Source organism: Bifidobacterium tibiigranuli, from assembly GCF_022655035.1.
Classification (GTDB): Bacteria; Actinomycetota; Actinomycetes; order Actinomycetales; family Bifidobacteriaceae; genus Bifidobacterium; species Bifidobacterium tibiigranuli_A.
The window spans coordinates 1-18,095 of sequence record NZ_JALCUA010000002.1 but is presented as its reverse complement, the minus strand read 5'-3'; the positions used below and the strand labels follow the sequence as shown (position 1 = coordinate 18,095).

15 protein-coding genes are annotated in these 18,095 nt (G+C 60.0%); 7 read left to right on the top strand and 8 right to left on the bottom strand.

The window, feature by feature from the left end; all coding sequences use genetic code 11:
* Positions 1-158: 158 nt before the first annotated feature.
* A complete protein-coding gene (locus LKK40_RS02685; protein WP_434735114.1) occupies positions 159-2,861 on the bottom strand; it encodes an ATP-dependent helicase in 2,703 nt (900 codons plus the stop codon).
* A 325-nt stretch (positions 2,862-3,186) separates the two neighbouring features.
* Here LKK40_RS02685 and LKK40_RS02680 point away from each other — a divergent pair, with 325 nt between their 5' ends.
* The 3 genes from LKK40_RS02680 to LKK40_RS02670 all read left to right on the top strand — a co-directional run bounded on the left by LKK40_RS02680 (position 3,187) and on the right by LKK40_RS02670 (position 6,767).
* Positions 3,187-3,765: a xanthine phosphoribosyltransferase gene (locus tag LKK40_RS02680; RefSeq protein ID WP_273192733.1), complete on the top strand. Its 579-nt coding sequence runs from the start codon at positions 3,187-3,189 to the stop codon at positions 3,763-3,765.
* A 136-nt stretch (positions 3,766-3,901) separates the two neighbouring features.
* Positions 3,902-5,251, top strand: a complete 1,350-nt coding sequence (locus tag LKK40_RS02675; RefSeq protein WP_304309495.1) for a nucleobase:cation symporter-2 family protein — start codon at positions 3,902-3,904, stop codon at positions 5,249-5,251.
* A 178-nt stretch (positions 5,252-5,429) separates the two neighbouring features.
* The gene (locus LKK40_RS02670; RefSeq protein WP_304308990.1) at positions 5,430-6,767 is read left to right on the top strand and encodes a hypothetical protein; all 1,338 of its coding nucleotides are present in this window, start codon (positions 5,430-5,432) and stop codon (positions 6,765-6,767) included.
* Positions 6,768-6,867: 100 nt separating this feature from the next.
* Here LKK40_RS02670 and LKK40_RS02665 read toward each other — a convergent pair whose 3' ends face one another.
* Genes LKK40_RS02665 through LKK40_RS02655 form a run of 3 tightly spaced genes read right to left on the bottom strand, consistent with a single transcriptional unit; the run spans position 6,868 to position 10,377 of the window.
* Complete coding sequence (locus tag LKK40_RS02665) at positions 6,868-8,208, bottom strand: ABC transporter permease (RefSeq protein ID WP_304308988.1); 1,341 nt, start codon at positions 8,206-8,208, stop codon at positions 6,868-6,870.
* Positions 8,195-9,385, bottom strand: a complete 1,191-nt coding sequence (locus LKK40_RS02660) for an ABC transporter permease (protein ID WP_304308985.1) — start codon at positions 9,383-9,385, stop codon at positions 8,195-8,197. The genes LKK40_RS02665 and LKK40_RS02660 overlap by 14 nt, the downstream gene beginning before the upstream one ends.
* Before the next feature lie 8 nt (positions 9,386-9,393).
* Complete coding sequence (locus tag LKK40_RS02655) at positions 9,394-10,377, bottom strand: ABC transporter ATP-binding protein (RefSeq protein WP_304308984.1); 984 nt, start codon at positions 10,375-10,377, stop codon at positions 9,394-9,396.
* Positions 10,378-10,617: 240 nt separating this feature from the next.
* On the opposite strand from LKK40_RS02655, the gene LKK40_RS02650 reads away from it, so the two are divergent.
* On the top strand, positions 10,618-12,105 hold the full coding sequence (locus LKK40_RS02650; RefSeq protein WP_304308982.1) for a sensor histidine kinase: 1,488 nt from the start codon (positions 10,618-10,620) through the stop codon (positions 12,103-12,105).
* On the top strand, positions 12,102-12,740 hold the full coding sequence (locus LKK40_RS02645) for a response regulator transcription factor (protein ID WP_304308980.1): 639 nt from the start codon (positions 12,102-12,104) through the stop codon (positions 12,738-12,740). The genes LKK40_RS02650 and LKK40_RS02645 overlap by 4 nt, the downstream gene beginning before the upstream one ends.
* A gap of 368 nt (positions 12,741-13,108) precedes the next feature.
* Here LKK40_RS02645 and LKK40_RS02640 read toward each other — a convergent pair whose 3' ends face one another.
* The 4 genes from LKK40_RS02640 to LKK40_RS02625 all read right to left on the bottom strand — a co-directional run bounded on the left by LKK40_RS02640 (position 13,109) and on the right by LKK40_RS02625 (position 16,704).
* Positions 13,109-14,032: a nucleotidyl transferase AbiEii/AbiGii toxin family protein gene (locus LKK40_RS02640; RefSeq protein WP_304308979.1), complete on the bottom strand. Its 924-nt coding sequence runs from the start codon at positions 14,030-14,032 to the stop codon at positions 13,109-13,111.
* Positions 14,020-14,778 (bottom strand): type IV toxin-antitoxin system AbiEi family antitoxin domain-containing protein, encoded by a 759-nt coding sequence (locus tag LKK40_RS02635; protein ID WP_304308977.1) that lies wholly within the window; start codon positions 14,776-14,778, stop codon positions 14,020-14,022. The genes LKK40_RS02640 and LKK40_RS02635 overlap by 13 nt, the downstream gene beginning before the upstream one ends.
* A gap of 272 nt (positions 14,779-15,050) precedes the next feature.
* Complete coding sequence (locus tag LKK40_RS02630) at positions 15,051-15,377, bottom strand: hypothetical protein (protein WP_304308975.1); 327 nt, start codon at positions 15,375-15,377, stop codon at positions 15,051-15,053.
* Positions 15,370-16,704, bottom strand: a complete 1,335-nt coding sequence (locus LKK40_RS02625; RefSeq protein ID WP_304308973.1) for an AAA family ATPase — start codon at positions 16,702-16,704, stop codon at positions 15,370-15,372. Before LKK40_RS02625 ends, LKK40_RS02630 begins: the two co-directional genes overlap by 8 nt.
* A 58-nt stretch (positions 16,705-16,762) precedes the next feature.
* Between LKK40_RS02625 and LKK40_RS02620 the strand changes: the two genes are divergently transcribed.
* Both LKK40_RS02620 and LKK40_RS02615 read left to right on the top strand, forming a co-directional pair.
* A complete protein-coding gene (locus LKK40_RS02620; RefSeq protein ID WP_304308972.1) occupies positions 16,763-17,317 on the top strand; it encodes a helix-turn-helix domain-containing protein in 555 nt (184 codons plus the stop codon).
* Positions 17,260-18,039 carry an IS3 family transposase gene (locus LKK40_RS02615; protein WP_304309494.1) on the top strand — a complete coding sequence of 260 codons (780 nt, stop codon included), beginning with the start codon at positions 17,260-17,262 and terminating at the stop codon, positions 18,037-18,039. Before LKK40_RS02620 ends, LKK40_RS02615 begins: the two co-directional genes overlap by 58 nt.
* Positions 18,040-18,095: the final 56 nt, after the last annotated feature.

Here is an 18,095-nt window from a genome sequence, read left to right as displayed (position 1 = left end):
GAACCCTCGCTGAGCCGGCCTCTCCAGTGCTTCGTCGTGCCAGGCACGAGCGGCGCAAGACGCCGCCGACCCACTGATGGGCTAAGACTCCAGATAGCGCCCACCTGATGGCAGGCACAATCGACCAGTTTACACGGCACCTATGGACGTGGGCGGCTTCACAGCTTCTCGATGGGCGCGACGCGCAGCATAAGCCGCTTGACGCCATCGGAGCCGAAATCGACCGTGATGACCGAGTTGCGGCCTTTGTCCTGCGTGTCGAGAATCGTGCCGAGACCGTACTGATCGTGCGAGATCTTGTCGCCGATGCTGAAATCGGCGATGTCCAGTTTGTTGTCCTTGGCAATCGAGGAGGCTGGGGACGCCTTGGAGGCAGCCGTGGGCGCGATGCGGCGCGTCGTCACCTTGCCGCCGCGTGAGCCGGAGCCACCATAGGTGGAGCCGCTTCCGCGCCGTGATGAGGAGCCGGAACGCGAGCCGTACCCCGAGCCCGAACCACCCGAGCCGTAGGATGAGCCTGATCCGGAGCCGTAGCGCGAACCGGAGCCATACGAGCCGGAACCAGAACGGGAGCCATACCCCGACTTTCCGGTGCCATAGCCCGCGCCGTAACCGGATCCATAGCTTGAACCGCCGCCGCGAGACGATGACCCGCCGCGGCTCGTGACGCCGAAGCCGCCGCCGGAGAAGTCGTCGTCATCGGCCCAGCCGCCGAATTCGTCATCGTCATCCGAACGCCAGCCCGCACGCATGCGCTCGGCGCTGGCTTCGCGGCGCTTCCACTCGATCAGCGTGTCGGGTATCTCGTCAAGGAACTGGCTGGGCAGCATTTCGTTGGCCTGCCCCCACTGGGCGCGTACGGCCGCACGGGTGAGGTAGAGCCGCCGCCGCGCACGCGTGATGCCGACGTACGCGAGTCTGCGCTCCTCGCTCAGCTCGTCGTTGTCCTCCAACGACCTCGAATGTGGGAAGGTCCCCTGCTCCATGCCGGTGAGGAACACGACCGGGTATTCCAATCCTTTGGCCGTATGCAGGGTCATGAGCGTGACCTTGCCGCTGTCTTCGCCTTCGGATGGCAGCTGGTCGGAATCCGCCACGAGCGCCGTAGTTTCGAGGAACGCGCCGAGCGTGGCGTCGGGCGTGTTCTGCTCGAATTCGGCGGCCACGGATTGCAGCTGCGAAAGATTCTCGACGCGCGAGGCGTCCTGCGGGTCCTCGGAACGCTGCAGCTCAGCCAGCAGTCCCGACTTGTTCAGCACTTCGGCGACGACCTCGGAAGGCTTGTCGTTGTGACTCTGCGCAAAGGCAGCCAGCGAGCGCATGATGTCGCGGAAGCCGGAGAGCATTTTGGCGGTGCGCGTCGGCATGCCGTCGATCTCGTCCATATGCTCGACGCCCTGCCAGAAGCTCGTGTCATGCGTATCGGCGTAGCCGGCCACCAGCGTCTCGGCCCGTGCGCCCAGCCCGCGCTTGGGCACGTTCATGATGCGGCGCATGTTCACGCTGTCGGCCGGGTTCACGATGGCCTGCAGGTAAGCGATGGCGTCCTTGATTTCGCGCCGCTCGTAGAACCGTGTGCCGCCCACGAGCTGGTATGGGATCCCGGCGTTGATGAGCGCCTCCTCAAGCGAGCGCGACTGCGCGTTGGCGCGGTACATGATCGCCACGTCGCTGTATTGCACGTCGTCCTCGCTGGACAGCCGCGCGATCTCCTCGGCAATCCACGCAGCCTCCTGCTGCGCGTTGTCCGCCGCATAGCCCACGATCGGCTCGCCTTTGCCCAGCGCGGTCCAGAGTTTTTTGGGCTTGCGGTCTGCATTGTTGGCGATGACCGCGTTGGCGGCGTCGAGAATCGTCTGCGTGGAGCGATAGTTCTGCTCGAGCATGATGGTTTTCGCGCACGGGAAATCCTTCTCGAAATCCCTGATATTGCTGATATCGGCGCCGCGGAAGGCGTAGATCGACTGGTCCGAATCGCCCACGACCGTCACCCATGCCGGTCCCTGCTTGCCTGCTGCGACCGCGCTGGAAGCGCTCTGCTCCCCCGCATCCACGCCGCCAAGCTCGCGGATGAGCTCGTATTGGGCGTGGTTCGTGTCCTGATACTCGTCGACGAGAATATAGCGGAACTTGTGATGGTAATACTCCGCGACCATCGGATCGCTGCGCAGCAGCTCGACGGTGCGCACGATCAGATCGTCGAAGTCCACGGCATTCGCAGCAGCGAGACGGTGCTGATATTCCGCGTACACCACGGCATACAGTTCCTCGACATTGCCGAAGCGCCCGAGCTGGTAGCCGCGCTGGCCGGGCTTGTAGTCGGCGGCATAGGTCTTGAGCTGGGTCTGCCAGCTTTGCAGATTGTTCTTGTAGTCGGAGATGCGGCTGAGGATGGTGCGCGGCGTGTAGCGCTTGAGATCGATGTTCAGGTCGGCGCCGATGAGCTTGATGAGCCGCTCGCAGTCAGCCGTGTCATAGATGGAGAAGCCCGAATTCAGGCCGATCGATTTGCCGTCGCGCCGCAGCATGCGCACGCATGCCGAATGGAAGGTGGAGACCCACATGCGCCCGGCCACCGGGCCGATAAGCGTTGCAAGGCGTTCGCGCATCTCCGCTGCGGCCTTGTTGGTGAAGGTGATGGCCAGAATCTGGCTGGGCCACGCGCCGAAGCGCGTCAGAATCCATGCGATGCGCCGGGTAAGCACGCGCGTCTTGCCCGATCCCGCGCCCGCGCCGATGAGCAGCGCCGGCCCTTCGTACTGCACGGCCTGCGCCTGCTCGGGGTTCAAATCCGCAATCAGCTCCTGCGCGTCGCGTGCGATGAAATCGGGATCTGTCAGCACCCTTCGCTCCCTTCTCATGGTTTTGCCTAAATGTGTCCGTTGCCGTTGCCGTTGCCGTTGCCGTTTCGGCTATTGCCCTGCTGTCCTGCTGTCCTGCTGTTTTGCTGGGCGATTGCCGCGCTCTGCCGCATCCTGCTGCCGTCCGCCGCCGTCCGCCGCCATCAGGGCAACTCTAGGCAGCGCACACCATGTTTACCACATCAGCTCGTCAGTCGACGCAGCTGACCCCGCATCGATAGTGCGCTGGCCGCCGTTCGCGCTAAGCTCTACATCCATACGCGCCGGTCGCGTCGTCATTGCAGATTCATTACGCAGCATTCAATCATTGTGCGAGAGGATGGCCATGAAGGAACTTGAGGACAGGATTCGCCAAGACGGAACGGTGAAGCCCGGCAATGTGCTGAAGGTCGACGCCTTCCTGAACCACCAGTGCGACGTCGAGCTGTTCGACCATATGGGTGCCGAATGGGCCAGGCTGTTCGCTGGCAAGCATATCGACAAGATTCTGACCATCGAGGCCTCCGGCATCGGCATCGCGTGCTGCGCGGCGCGGCATTTCGGCAATGTGCCGGTGGTGTTCGCCAAGAAGACGCAATCCATCAATCTCGACGGCGAGCAGTACGTCACCAGGATCTACTCCTTCACCAAGCAGCGCGAGTTCCCCGTCATCGTCGCCAAGCGATTCCTCAATGCCGGCGAGCATATCCTGCTCATCGATGATTTTCTGGCCAACGGCAAGGCCATGAACGGCCTGATCGAACTGTGCGGCAAGGCCGGCGTGGTGATCGAAGGCATCGGCATCGCCGTCGAGAAAGGCTTCCAGTCCGGCGGCAGAGAACTGCGCGACGCGGGCTACGAGGTGGAATCGCTGGCCATCGTCAGCTCGATGGATGCCGAGACCGGCACCATCGAATTCGCCTGATCTATTCGCGGTTGCGCAAGGCTGCAGCAGGAACAAAGTCGAGAAGGAAAACGGAAGAGAAGAAGCAATGACCACGAGTCAACCCGACGATCAGACGCCACAACAGCAGCAACCGAAGCAATCCCGAGGCGTGAGCATGGAGGCGCTGTCCTCGTTGGACGGCCCCGTTTCCTTCTGGCGCGGCATACCTTTTGGATTGCAGCATGTCATGGCGATGTTCGTCGCCAATCTGGCACCCATATTTCTCGTGACCTCCGCCGCCCATCTGAACGCGCAGCAGTCGGCGCTGATCATCCAGAACGGCCTGCTCGTCGCCGGCCTGGGCACCTGCCTGCAGCTTTACCCCCTGTGGCGCATCGGCAGCCGGCTGCCGATGGTGACCGGCATCTCCTTCACCTATGTGGCTGCGGCCACGACGATCGTGTCGCATAAAGGCTATGGCGCAGTCGTCGGCGCAGTGATCATCGGCGGGTTCCTCGAACTGCTGCTCGGCCTGACGGCGCGTTTCTGGCGTCGCTTCGTGCCGCCGGTCGTCTCCGCGATCGTCGTGACCTCGATCGGCTTCTCGCTGCTGTCGGTCGGCGCGTCGTCCTTCGGCGGCGGCAACGGCGCCAAGGATTTCGGCAGTTGGCAGAATCTCACGCTGGCCTTGGTCTCGCTGGTCGCCTGCCTCGCCTTCCAGCTGCTCATGAAAGGCACCGCCAAACAGCTTTCCGTGCTGTTCGGGCTGGTCGTCGGCTATCTGCTCGCCATCGTCATGGGCAAGGTCGATTTCTCCGATTTCTCCCATCTGCAGGTCGTCAGCCTGCCGCATGTGATGCCCTTCGCGCCGACCTTCGACGCCGGCTCGATTATTTCCTTTGCCTTGCTCTACGTCGTCTCCTCGGTCGAAGTGCTCGGCGACACGGCGGCGCTGTCCCAAGTCGGCCTCAGCCGGCTTCCCACCGAGCGCGAGACGGCCGGGGCCATCGCCGGCGACGGATTCATCTCGACCATATCCGGCGCCTTCGGCTGCCTGCCGCTGACGTCGTTCGCGCAGAACATCGGCTTGGTGGCCATGACCAAGGTCGTCAACCGCAAGGTGATTCTCTCGGGCGGGCTCATCCTCGTCCTCGCCAGCTTCGTGCCCGCCATCGCCGGCGTGTTCAACTCGCTGCCGCAGGCCGTGCTCGGCGGCTGCACGATCATGATGTTCGGCAATATCGTGCTTTCGGGCTTCCAGATGATCGCCGAAGCCGGGTTCACGCAGCGCAACATCACCATCGCCGCGCTTTCGCTGACCGTCGGCATCGGGTTCACGCAGGTCTCCGGCATCTTCGTGCAATTCCCTGCGCTCTTCCAGTCCGTCTTCGCCAGCAACTGCATCGCGCTGTCCTTCGTCGTCTCCGTGCTCCTCAACGCGCTGCTGCCCGGCGAAGAGCGATTCCTTGCCTCCGCCGCGCCGAAGCCGGACGTGGCGGACATGGATGAGGCTTCCGACAAGTAGTGGTGTTCGAACTTTCACGCACCACGCCCAAGAAGTCCGAATACAAGTCCCTGTTTCAATATGTGAATCGGCAATTTGCGCACGGCGCTCGGTCGACTCCGCAATGTGTTAATTTGTTAGGAGATCCGGCGATGTTGCCGGCTGATACAATGGAAGCGCAACAAAAAAGAAGGCTCTTGTGAACATTGAAGATTGGTCTGCGGCGATGCTCCCGTGGGCGCAGAGCAAGCGCTGGTGGCCCGTCGACCCCAAACAGCCCGCTAAAGTCATTGGCGAGGTGCTGCTCGATGATTCAGCAGGCTCTCGTGTCACTATAGCTCTGCTGAAGATCAGCGAATCTAAACTCATCGTGCAGGTTCCGTTGCTGATCAGGGCGCAAGATCGCGAAGCACATGGCACCGTGCACCATAGCAGTCAGGATGGCAGCCAAGCAATAGGCACTGTCGACGGCCTTGCGCTCTTCGACGGCACCGCCGAACCGGAGTTCTGGCGCGCATGGGCGAAGTCCGCCACGCTTATTCCCGCTCGCGGCGAAACCGACCAGCAGGCGCGAGAACGGCTGGACCGCGCCGCAAGCCTGATCAGGGCGATGGGCGTCGAGCAATCCAACACCTCGGTATTGCTGCTTGGCGATGACCAGCCGCTGATCGCCAAAGTGTTCCGCGTGCTGCATTGCGGAGAGCATCCCGAGGTACAGCTGCCGTCGGCTCTTGGCGACTGGGAAGGCATCCCGCGCCTGAACGCCTACAGCTATCTCGAACATGATGCGCTCGGCGGCTCGGCATGCGCCATTGTCGTCGCTGATGCCGTGAGCGACGCGCAGGACGGTTTCGCTACTCTGCAGTCCATGGCACAGCGCGGCGATGATCCGGCTCCTGTTTCGACGCAGATCGGCGCGTTGATTGCGCACATGCACAACCGGCTTGAAGAGGCATTCGGCAGCGGCGAAGGCCCATCGAACGAGACTCTGAAGCAGCGCTTGGCTCGGTCCTTGTCAGCCGCAGCCGAAATCGACGGGACGCTGTCCGCACAGGATGTTTCGGCTATCGAATCGACGATTCGCACACTGACCGATGCGGACGGCGCTGCAGGCGACGATGCCAGTGATGGCTCGCCCGCGAAAGCCATTCGAGTCCATGGCGACCTGCATCTGGGCCAACTGCTGTTGGGCTCCAACGGGGTTTGGAATGTCGTAGACTTCGAGGGCGAGCCGCTGCGGCCCATTGCCGAGCGCAGCAAGCCCGACTCCCCCGCCCGCGACATCGCAGGCATGCTGCGTTCCTTCGACTACGCCGCCGAATCGTCCGGCGCTTTCGACGCCGATTGGCTGAACGCGGCAAGAACCGCGTTCCTGGCAGGATACCGCAGCCACAGACCCATATCCGCGGCGGACGCCCGCATGATCACCGCTTACGAATTGGAGAAGGCCCTGTACGAGCTGCAGTACGAAGCGAAGTTCCGGCCCAGCTGGATCAGCATTCCGCTCAACGGCATCCGCAGACTCGTTCGGAGCTAAAGCTTTTGGACTTCCGCAGCGGCATTGTGACAGCAATCCCGTCGCGTGGCAACAAACGCTACAAGCAGTGCTCTTCCTCTGTCACGCACGACAACACTCATCACACGACAGTGGAGAGCACGGTGACGCCGGCAGCCGTCGCGCCCGGTCTTCTGCGGCGTACCGCGCCGACGGCCAGACCTATGCACAGCAGCGCGAAGGCGAAGAGCAGCATCAGCGCGGTCGATGATGCCCAGCCCGCAACATTCGCAGCCTCGCCCAGGTAGGCTCCGGTGCCCAGAGCCCGGTCGATGGCATCGGCATACCACCAGCCGGGCAGCATCTTGCCTACGGCAATCAGGGTGGCAGGCATCATCGAGGGATCGAACCAGATACCCGAGGTGAAGACGATGATCAAGCCGACTATATTCGCGAAGCCGTTCGCCGACCCCTCGGAAACGCCGAACTGCCCGAGCACGAAGCCGATCGAAATGGCAACGACGATATAGGCCAGCATCGTTCCCGCGCCCATGAGCACAGGACCGGCACCAATCGCGGCAAGGTCGCCGCCAAGATAGCCAACCGGCCCCAAACACAGCGCCAGATAGTACAGCGCGGTCCCGATTCCGACGACAGCGCAGGCGGAAAGCAGCGACACGCTGCTTTCCAAGGGCTTCAGCGGTGAGGCGCTCGCCCGTCGGCGTGTCTCGGGAAGCCCGAATATGCCAACCACCAGCGAGATCACCATAATCATGGAGGCCACAATCGGGTATCCCCCGAATTTCAACCCGGAGGCGTATACCCGCTTGGCATAGCGCGAAGCCTCGCCTTCGGCTTGCACCACCTTCACCTGCGTGCGTGCCTGCGGCCCTTTGGCAGTGCGTACGACCTGCGCGACGGCTTTCGCCATGTCAGCTGCGGCAGCCGGCGCACTGGCTGTGGCAATATCACCGGCAACAACGCCATTTGCGCCGGCAAACTGCGCGAGGTATGCCGTGCGCAAGGAGGCGAAGAAGCCCTGCACCCGCATATTGGCCATTGCTCCCACGGCCGAGGTGTAGCTCGTCACGGTGTCAAGCGGTTCAATAGCCTCGCCCTGCGCGGCCTTGTCCGCGAAATTGCGCACGTACCCATTCGGGATGATGAGCACATAGTCCACGCGATTGGTCGTCACCGCATCCTGCAGGCTTTGCGTCGTATCGTCGACATCGATGAGATCGGCGCTGGCGGACAGATATTCACGCAGCCCTTGTGCCACTCCTCCCCGGTTGCCGTCACGATCCACCACCGCGACCTGCGCGCGGCGCGGCGTGTATGCGGGCGTCCCGTCAGCGGTTCTGGCACCGCCGCCGACAGTTCCGAGCAGCATCGCGACCATCATGACGCTCAACCCCACCAAATAGATGAGCAGATAGGACTTGTGCCGCCAGACGATGCGCATTGCGGTATTAAAGGTACTCATAGCGTTGCCTCCTGAGCAGGATGATGGCGATGGCGAGGAAGAACAGCCCCATGGCGGCAAGCATGCCCACCGTACGCAGGAAGGGCGCGTAGCTGTCGTAGTACAGGATGTCGTAGAACAGCAGGGAGACTTGCCTCGCCGGATTGAGGTCGGAAAGCACGGGTGCCTCGCGCTGCACGAAGTCGCCCAGCTTCATGGCCGGCTCCCCGTACAGTCCGGCGAACAGGGCGGCTATGCAGCTGAAAGCGCTGCAGATACTCAGCTTCTGCCCTAATGGTATGCGCGGGATGGCGCCGAACACGGAGCCAAGCGCCGACGACATGAAGGTGGCGACGGCAAGGCCTGCGAATGCCGCAGCTTCGCGCCCTCCCACGCGCACGCCGAACGGGACTCTGATGACGAAGAAGGCGATCGACATGCATGCGAACGCCATAAGCCATGCTGCGAGGAATGCTGAGAGCACGAGTCCGTGCTTGGGCAGCGGGGCGAGCGCCCGGCGGGCTCCAAGCGGCGAAAGATTGGCTTGGGAGCTCGCGATGGATGTGATGGCGAGCGACATCGACATGAGGCATGCCATGCCCAGCAGGGCGTAGTAGTAGCGCGCCGCAGGGTCCGGCTTGGTGTGGGTCAGCGTTGTCTCGCGCGTGAATGCGTCGTTCGACGCGATGCTGGCGATGACTTTGGGGTCGGCGAAGGCCTGTGGACGGCTTTCGCCAATCGAGGAGTGCAGCGAGCGCGACTCGTTGGCGCGTGCTATCGCGTTGTTCAGCACGCTGATGGTTAGTTCGCGGGCGTAATCGCTCGTGCTGGCCGCATTATCCGAAATCGCCAGCGAGAACTCGCCTGCGCCGTCGATGCGCAGATAGCCGATGGCCTTGCCGGAGTTCACCAAATCGATCGCCTGCGCGGCGCTCTCCACATCGTGTCTGGCGATAAGCGCGGTGTTCTTCCCGCCGCGGGCCAGAGCGTCGACGAGCGCATCCGCCTGCTCGTTCGCTTTCCATGCCGAGTCCTGCACCACGGCGACTGACTGGGTCTCGGTGACGTAGGCCTTGTCCAGCGAGCTGAACATGCCGTAGAAGAGCGTGGCCAGCAGTATCGGGAAGACCATCACCCAGAAGATGGTGCCGCGCTGCCGCGCCAACGTTCTGATCTGCACCAGGAATGTCGTCCACATGGCTCCTCCTAATCCCTCAGACCTTTGCCGGTTATTTCGAGAAAGACGTCGTTGAGCGTCGGAGCCCGTGAGGCGATATGGCCGATGGTGGCATGTTCGCGCTCGAGCAGTCCCAGCACGTCGATGAGATTGTGCTCGCCTCTGCCGCAGCGGACCACGAGCTCCTTGCCGTCGTAATGCGCATCAATGACGGCAGCCAGCTGGCGCACATCGCCCAGCGCCCGCTCGTCAAGATCGAGGGTTCCCACGCTGATCTGTTCGCCGATCGAAATCATGTCTTTGAGCTCCTGCGCGGTTCCCAGCGCAATCTGCCTGCCGTGGTCCATGATGAGGATGCGGTCGCATATCTGCTCGATCTCCTCCATATAGTGGCTGGTGTAGATCACCGTGGTGCCAGCGGCGTTAAGCCGCTGGATGCCCTCGAGAATCGCGTTGCGGCTCTGCGGATCGACGGCGACGGTCGGCTCGTCGAAGATGATCAGATCGGGCTGGTGCGCGATGCCGCAGGCGATGTTCAGCCGCCGCAGCAGTCCTCCGGAGAGCTTGCCCGGGCGGAATCGGCGGAATTCTCGCAGTCCCACGAAGTCCAGCGCCTCTTCGACGAACACTTTGCGGCGAGGCTTCTCCTTGACGTACAGCGAGCAAAAGTAGTCGATGTTCTGTTCGACGCTCAGTTCGTTGAACACCGCCACATTCTGCGGCACGACGCCGATGCGACGCTTGAGCGCGTACGAGGTCGGCATCATCGCATCCCCGAGCACACGCACCGACCCCGCATCGTAGGTGAGCAGCGCCAGAATGCAGTTGATCGCGGTGGATTTGCCTGACCCATTCGGCCCGAGCAGGCCGAAAATCTCGCCCTCGTGCACGTCAAGATCAAGGTAATCCAGCGCGACCATATCGCCATAGCGCTTGACCAGCCCGTTCACAAGCACCGCCGACGAGGCTAGCTCGGCGGCAGTGCCGTCCATGAGGTCCACAGTGTTGCCCATGACGTTCCTTTCCCGATGTTATGTGCCTGATGACTCCATATTCCCCTACGGCACGCGGCCGGGCATGATGAGTGTCGTCACGAAACCGTCCCATGACGATGACATTTGTCACGACTGTCGTCATGAGCTCATTGCCATGGTTTTCCATGGCTTTCTTCATGGCTTTTTGCGTGACTTTCGTGTAACTTAGCCGATTGCATCTCCTTTCCGCTGCGACGCTTAAGCTGCTACGCTCAGAGTGTGGAAAGCGGACACAAGACGCATGAGATTGCCTGCAAGGCAGCGCTTGCGGTGGTGTGTCTGCTCGCCGCATTTCTGCCGGTTACCGATGACATTCCCGTCTCTCGACTCGCCGGCGCTCTGCTCGCGATTTCCTGCTCCGCATTGGCGCAGTGGCTGCTGCTGGTGCGCCCGTCGCGCTCAGGGCTGCCAGCTGCGATTTTCTCAGTGCTGGCGATCGTCATCCCGCATTTCGCCGCATTCATCCCCATCATCGCCTACGATGCGGCGCGTTCGCCTAGCCCGTCCTCCATGTCCGTGGCTCGCACGCTTCTGTTCACGCGGCTGCGCAACGCCCAGCGCTGGCTATGGACTGTGCCTCTGGCCCGCTCGCTGCTGTTCGTTTCCGACATGGATCGGCTGCATGCTGTCAGCATGATCGCCCTGGCGATTCTAGGCTTCGCAGCAGGTGCGCTGGGGATGCGCAACGCCATGATGGAATCTGTAGTCCGGGATGAAAAGGACCGATTCCGCGCCATGCGGCGTCACTGGCGCACGACCATGGCCGACAACGAGCAGGAACGCGGCCGATCGGTGCGTGCCGCCACCTTGGACGAACGCACGCGCATAGCCCGCGAAATCCATGACAATGTCGGTCATCTGCTCACGCGTGGCATCATGCAGGCCCAGGCATCCACAGTCGTGGCCGAAGCCCGGGGCGATGCCGAGTCTGCGCAGCATCTTGCCGCAATTCGCACGACACTTGACGAAGCGATGACGATGATTCGCAAATCCGTCCACGACCTCGATGACCACGGAACCGATTTCGGCAGGCAACTCGACGAGACCATTAGCTCCTTCGACGAAGTCTCCCCCGGCTTCGCTGTTGCCGTGGACAACGGCATCGCACAGGTTCCCGCGCCGGTGGCCCGCTGCCTGACCAGCGTGATTCGCGAGGCCCTGACCAATGTGGTGCGGCACAGCGCGTCCCGCACCGCCACGGTGACGCTGCGGGATTACCCGGCGCTATGGCAGCTGGTGATATTCGACCCGGGCGAGGCCGGACGCGGCGCAGGCGCTTCGGCTGCATCCTCCGCTGGCATCAGTCGTGCCAGCAGCATCAGCAGCGCCGGTAACCATTCCAGACCGCAGCCGGGCGGCGGCAGTGTCTCCGGCAATGCGCGCGGCATGGGGCTGGCCGACATCGAGGCGCGGGTGCGCACGCTTGGCGGTACCTCGTTGTGCGGCCCTTACAGCACCGGCTGGAGGGTTTTCGTCTCGATTCCCAAGACACCGTGGGCCAAGCGCGAGCGCAGCGGCTCAACCGCAAGCATGGGCGATGCAGACAGTAGCGGCCATGCAAGAGCTGCTGACGATAGAAGACACGGCGCTGCGAATCGCGCAAGCGCGGCGATCTCCACAGCAGCGGTCTTCACAGCAGTTACAGCGCATCGAGCGCAATACGATAATCACAGCACGCTAACCACGCCAAAGGATGCATCATCATGAAAACGGCCATCGTCGACGACGATCCCATCGTGTGCTCATCGCTGTCCACCATCGTAACGGCGAGCGGCACCGCTGAAGTGCTTTGGACCGCCGACAACGGCGACGACGCCGTGCGCCTTTACGAACAGGATCCGGCGAACCGCCCCGATGTGCTGCTGCTCGACATCCAGATGCCCGGCACCGACGGCTTGGAGGCGGCCCGGCGCATTCTGCAGCGGGACAAGGCGGCTCGCATTCTGTTTCTCACGACCTTTGCCGACAAAAGCTACATCGCGCAGGCGCTTTCCTTGGGCGCGAAAGGCTATCTCATCAAGCAGGACGTGAAATCGGTGGCTCCGGCGATGCTGGCCGTCATGGCCGGTCAAGTCGTGTTGGGCTCGCGAGTGCTGGATACGCTGCAGCTCCCCGGCAACGAGGCACAATCCGGCCGACAGCAGCTTTCTGTTGCGCTCAGCGAGCGGGAACGAGACATCGCCGAACTGGTTTCGCAGGGTTTGGACAACCGCGATATCGCGCATCAGCTGTTCCTCAGTGAAGGCACGGTGCGCAACCGCATCAGCGGCATTCTCGACAAGCTTGGCATGGCCAACCGCACCCAGCTGGCCGTGGCGTGGATCGACGCGCAACGTCGCTGACGACTTGCTGACTAGCGGTATCCAGCGCAGCGGCATCCGCAGACTCGTTCGAAGCTGAGCCAAGCTGGGGGCCATGCCCGGCTCGCTGCATAGCGATGCGATGAAATCACGCCCGGCTGAGGTTAGGCGTTCACTCCCACTCAAGTGTTGTTCTTATCCAGCTGGTTCGACGTGATTTCATCTCATATTACCTCGTCCGTCTCGTGCCAATTGATACGAATCATTCCCGAATCAGTCATTGATTCGGACGGAAAAGAATAATTGCACCTTTACTGGGAAATGTGCTTCACAGACTTGATTATTCCTCGTTTTCCACGTGGGAATAATCGCAGGTGGCTTGGAGGTAGGCATCTTCTGCGAATCAAGACTCATGCCTGCATCTTCCTCAGGTTCTGCAGTTTCCATAGCGCTTCGGGGCTTTTCGATGCAGCTTCTGCAATGGTCTCGTCGGAGAAGATAAGGCTGGGACGAAAATCGCCAGCCGCGAAGAGATGCAGGTACTCGGCTTCGGCGTCCGTACGAGGGAGAACGTAGTGCGCGATGAATTCCTCCGCATCCGACATGAGACCCTGCAGGGTCGGATGCTCGTCCGCATTTCTGAGCATGGGGAGGAGTTGATCGTCGAGCTCTCGTTGCCTATCCGCAAATCTCTCGGACCTTCCCTCGAACGGCAGCGGGAACCTGGCTGAAAGCGATGCATAGAAGAGCATCGATTGATGTGCAAGCTCAGCATCATCGGCATCGTTGAAGTGCTTACCGAGGTTGGATATGTCATAGAGGTCGCGGACTTTCACGCGATCGAAGAACGCCTTGACCTTGCCTCCGGCAAGCTCGATGTCATCAAACATCAAGACCTCTGCATCAGGTCTCATCGCGCATGAGCGTAAGGTCGGAGCAATGAGTGGCGAGCGGTTCATGTAGATGCAGTCGATCTTTACATGATCAGTACCCCAGTCCCCACGATAACGCAGCATGAAGGTTCTGCCGGCATGCCCGCTTTCGGCAGGCGATACATCGTAGCCGAGAGCGCGTCCCACTTCCTCTATCCCGTCCTCGATGACGGGTCTTTCCGCAAGCATGTGCTCGCGGTCAGGCGATCCGATATAGGATATGTCTATGTCGACTGAAAGCCTTGGCATGTTGAGCATGAACAGGTTGATGGCGGTGCCCCCGTGCATGGCGAGTTTGCTGTGCAGGTCGGGGTGGCGGTCCATCTCCTCGAGCAGGTCGAGTAACCTCTCAACCTTGTCCACGGTCCTGGGCTGGAACCCGTCTACGTCTACAAGAGCCACGACTGGACCTCCTCACTCTCCTCGGGCAATCTCATGTTCCATCCCTTTGACCATCCTCTGACGGTATCGGAACTCTTGTCGAGCTTCGATACGACCCCCTCGCATGCGGTATGCAGCAGTTCGAGCGTGTCATCCTGCACCTTCCACTGCTTGGCCCTCTCCTCAAGTAGCCAGCCGACACGGGCAGCCATCGAGGCGCTTTCCGCCATGGCCAGTTCCGCGACGCGCACGGTGTCAAGGTAGGGCATCGCTGAAAGTGAGCGAACGACCTCCTCGATGCCACCCGACCACTCCGGATGCTTCAAGCAATCGACGAAGGTCTGCTCGCGGCTCGTGGCGAGCACGCTCCCGAACGCCTTCCCTCTGATCCTCTGGGTCGCCAATCCGCTTTTCGTTGCGTGGGGAACATATCTGACATCACGGAAGGTGAACGGGGTCTTTACGGCATCCGTCCTGAAACGGCACTCGAATCCGATGTTATGGGCTACGCCGTGCGCCTCCAGAGCGGAATGGTACGAGAGCACGGCATCTGCATCGAGAGCGATCACGACCTCATAAGGGTCAACGCCGGCACCCTCGAACCTTCCAGCATTCGAGGCGTACATCCCTCTGCGAACCCTCTCGACCGTATTCGACGCAAGCGCCAGTTTGAGCTGCTGCTTCGCCGCCATCTCGGAATCAGCGCTCTTGAGAAGGCTCCCTGTCAGGAACACATGATGCGTTGATATGTACTCACTGAACTTCATACTTACGAATCATAGCATTAAGGGTAATAAAACACTACCCTTTCATCGGTAGTGTGTAAGTATTTTCTTGCATGTCGTTTCCGTCGTTGCAGCTTAGAAACTAGCATTGAGGTTAGTGCAGAAAATGGGGCAGGGCAATCGGCAAGGACTTGTCCGGTTCTATTCGATGGCAATTTCTGCGTTTGGGTTTATGCGGTTATATGCATAGCAAACGCAAGTGCGGCGTTTAGCCATTTATCTGTGAATGCTTGGCTGACGGGAGGAAACTGCTTTTACTCCATAGGCTCTTCTTGGTCGGACAGTAAAGCTTCGGTTGACTCACCGCACGCAAGAATACCATCCCTAATCGGCTCTTTTCGCTCTTCAATTCTCTGCTCTCTCTTCTTCACGAAAGCCTTGAAAAACTCAGAGTAGCGAGTTGCTATTTCTATTTGGTTTTGGCTTTGAATCTCGGGGTCGACGTTAAACAGTTCATCTGGAAATTGGATGTCAGGATTAGGGTCAGTTATCACTATCAAAAGATTCCTGTATGAATCTTCGTCATCAATCAAATAAACGGTATCGCCAATCTTGATCTCGACAGCATCGTCGCTACTCACACTGATCATCATAATCACCAACTTGAAAATCGTATTTGTATAGTCTCATCTTCAAAAAGCGTTCACCGCCATCGAGAACTTCCGAGATGAACTCTTTTGCTGGCCGCCCGTTTATCACGTCTGAAGAATAAGATATCGAAAATTCATCTGATCTTGCCATCACAACATTCCTGGCATCACCGTTAATAATCACCGGAGCGGAATGGCTGACAACGAAAACTTGAACTTCCTTTTTCAGCTTTTTGATTCGATTCACGAGTACGTCGCTAATGGTTGGCGTATCAAGATTGTCCTCTGGTTGGTCGAAAACCACATAATCGTAGCCATTGGAGGACAGCTTATCATTGAGCAAAAGCTTAAGTAGGGCTTGAGCTTGCATTCCCGGGGACATTTCCCTCATCGACACGCCGTTAAAAGAAACGTCTATTTCAAATTCTCTATTCTTCGACAGGTCGTTTTCAACGTTTGAATAAAGTCTCTCGACAATATCCGCTGCATCGGTAGCGCTTCGGAATTTGTTCCCATTCAATAAATCCTGTTTTGTCTTATCGATGTCAGAACAACTCAGGACAAATCTAGCAACTGCAGTTGTGTTGTCGACACTTGATTTCAGTTGAGAACTCAGCGAATTCTCATACGAACACACCTCGGATATTGTGAGCCCAATAGTAACCTCGTCCTCATCCGCTTGATATGTATTAGCGGAGATGGGGCGAAGCATAGACTCCACTGACCGCTCAATCTCCTGATCGGCGCTCAGAAGGTCCATTCGCAAATCAAGCAGGTCCTCGATAAACTCGGTAGCTTCTTTGACGTTCCGCTCGTAATTGTGCGCGCCTACAGCCTTTTCTTTATTGATGTTACTTACCTCTTCTGAAAAAACTGATAAGAGCTTATCGCGAGTTTCAAATGGCTCTGAATGAAGCATACTAACCGCTTCGGCAATGCCGCTCAAGTCTGTCAAAGTCGCATGAAGATGGTCAGCCGCAGCCGTCATTCGTTTGCTCAGCGCCGCCGAAAGGTCGTTCATTTCCGGGAAACTAGCATCGATCTTAATGCTTAAGACTGACCGGTCAAGTGGTCTCAGGTTTTCAATAAGGTCGTTCAACTTTTCGCCGAACGCTCTTATGCTCTCCGCATCAGAGACCGTCGATGGGCGCCTTTTAATCGATATCCCGTTTGGTCTTTCATCTTGAAGTGCGTCTGGGCGTTTTAGGCATCCTTCGTACTTCTCGACAAAGTCAATAACAAGTTCCTGCTGCAAACTCAGCTGTTTTGTAATGCTTGCAAAATGCTGATCCGACGTGTTCCTCGCGGCTTCTTTCATTCCTTTTAGTCTTTGTTCGAGAAAGGGGACCGACTTATAATGAACTGCCTCCCGTTTCTTGGACAACGAGAAATGGGAGGTCTTCTTTATGCCGGACGATCTGAGGTCGAGGTACGACGAGCTCACCAGGAAAAGGGCTGCCGAGCTGTTCGGGCTCGGGTACGGAACCAGAGCCACCGCAACCGCCCTCTCCATCCCCAGGAGCACTGTGAGAAAATGGCGCAGAACGTTTCTCGCCGTAGGGTTGGAGGGGTTGCTGTCCATGGGATCGAAACCCGAGAAGTACACTTGGGAACAGAAGTGCGCCGCCGCCAAGGCCGTCGTCGACGAGGGGGCCACCAAGGCCGATGCCATGGCCAGGTTCGGCATAGCCTCCTCATCGCCGCTCGAGAAGTGGTGCAGGCTCTACCGCGACGGCGGCGATGAGGCGCTGCGGCCCAAGCCGAAGGGCAGGCCCAAAGGGTCCGTGAGCCGGCCGAGGGCGCCGCTGACGCGCGAGCAGAAGCTCGAGGAAAAGGTCCGCAGGCTCGAGGCCGAGAACGCCTACCTAAAAAAATTGGCAGCCCTGAGAGCGGCGCGGGAGTCCCGAACCGGGATAAGGCCGCCGCTGTAGCTGCGCTCTCAGGGCTATATCCGCTGTCCGACCTGCTCAAATGCGCCAGGATAGCCAGATCGAGCTACTACTACGCGATCTCCCACCCGAAGGCGCCCACCAGGCCCGAGCTGTGGGCCGCCGCGGGCGAGATATTCTCCCGCGTCCCCAACGGCTGCGGCCACCGGCAGATAGCCATGTGCCTGCGCGCCGAGCTGGGCGTGCGGATCGCCGACAAGACCGTGCGCAAGATGATGCGGGAGATGGGTATCCGCTGCGGAATCCGCCGCGAGACCGACTACCACCGCTACAACTCCTACAGGGGAGTGGTCGGCAAGACCTTTAAGAACGTCATCGGGCGCGACTTCGAGGCCAATGGCCCCTGGCAGAAGATGGGAACCGACGTCACCGAGTTCAGGCAGCCGTGGGGCAAGGCGTACTTCGCGCCCGTCTACGACTTCGGCAGCAAGGAGATAGCGGCGTGGTCGGTCTCGACGAGCCCGAACATGGCCCAGCAGCTCGACATCCTCTCCCAGCTCATAGCCAAGATGCCCGAGGGGGCGAGCCCGATCCTGCATTCGGATATGGGCTGGCAGTACCAACAGGCTGGATGGATCGGCGGTCTCGGAGGCGCCGGCATCGTCCAGAGCATGTCCCGCAAGGGGAACTGCATGTTTTGGTTCAATTGTTTTTTGTGGTTTTGGTCAGGTAGTTTTTTCGGGTTTGGGCGTGGGGCATGCTGACCATAGTCGGGCTGTACCTTGGTAGTGCTTCGTTATCTATCGAGGAGGGCCGGAAA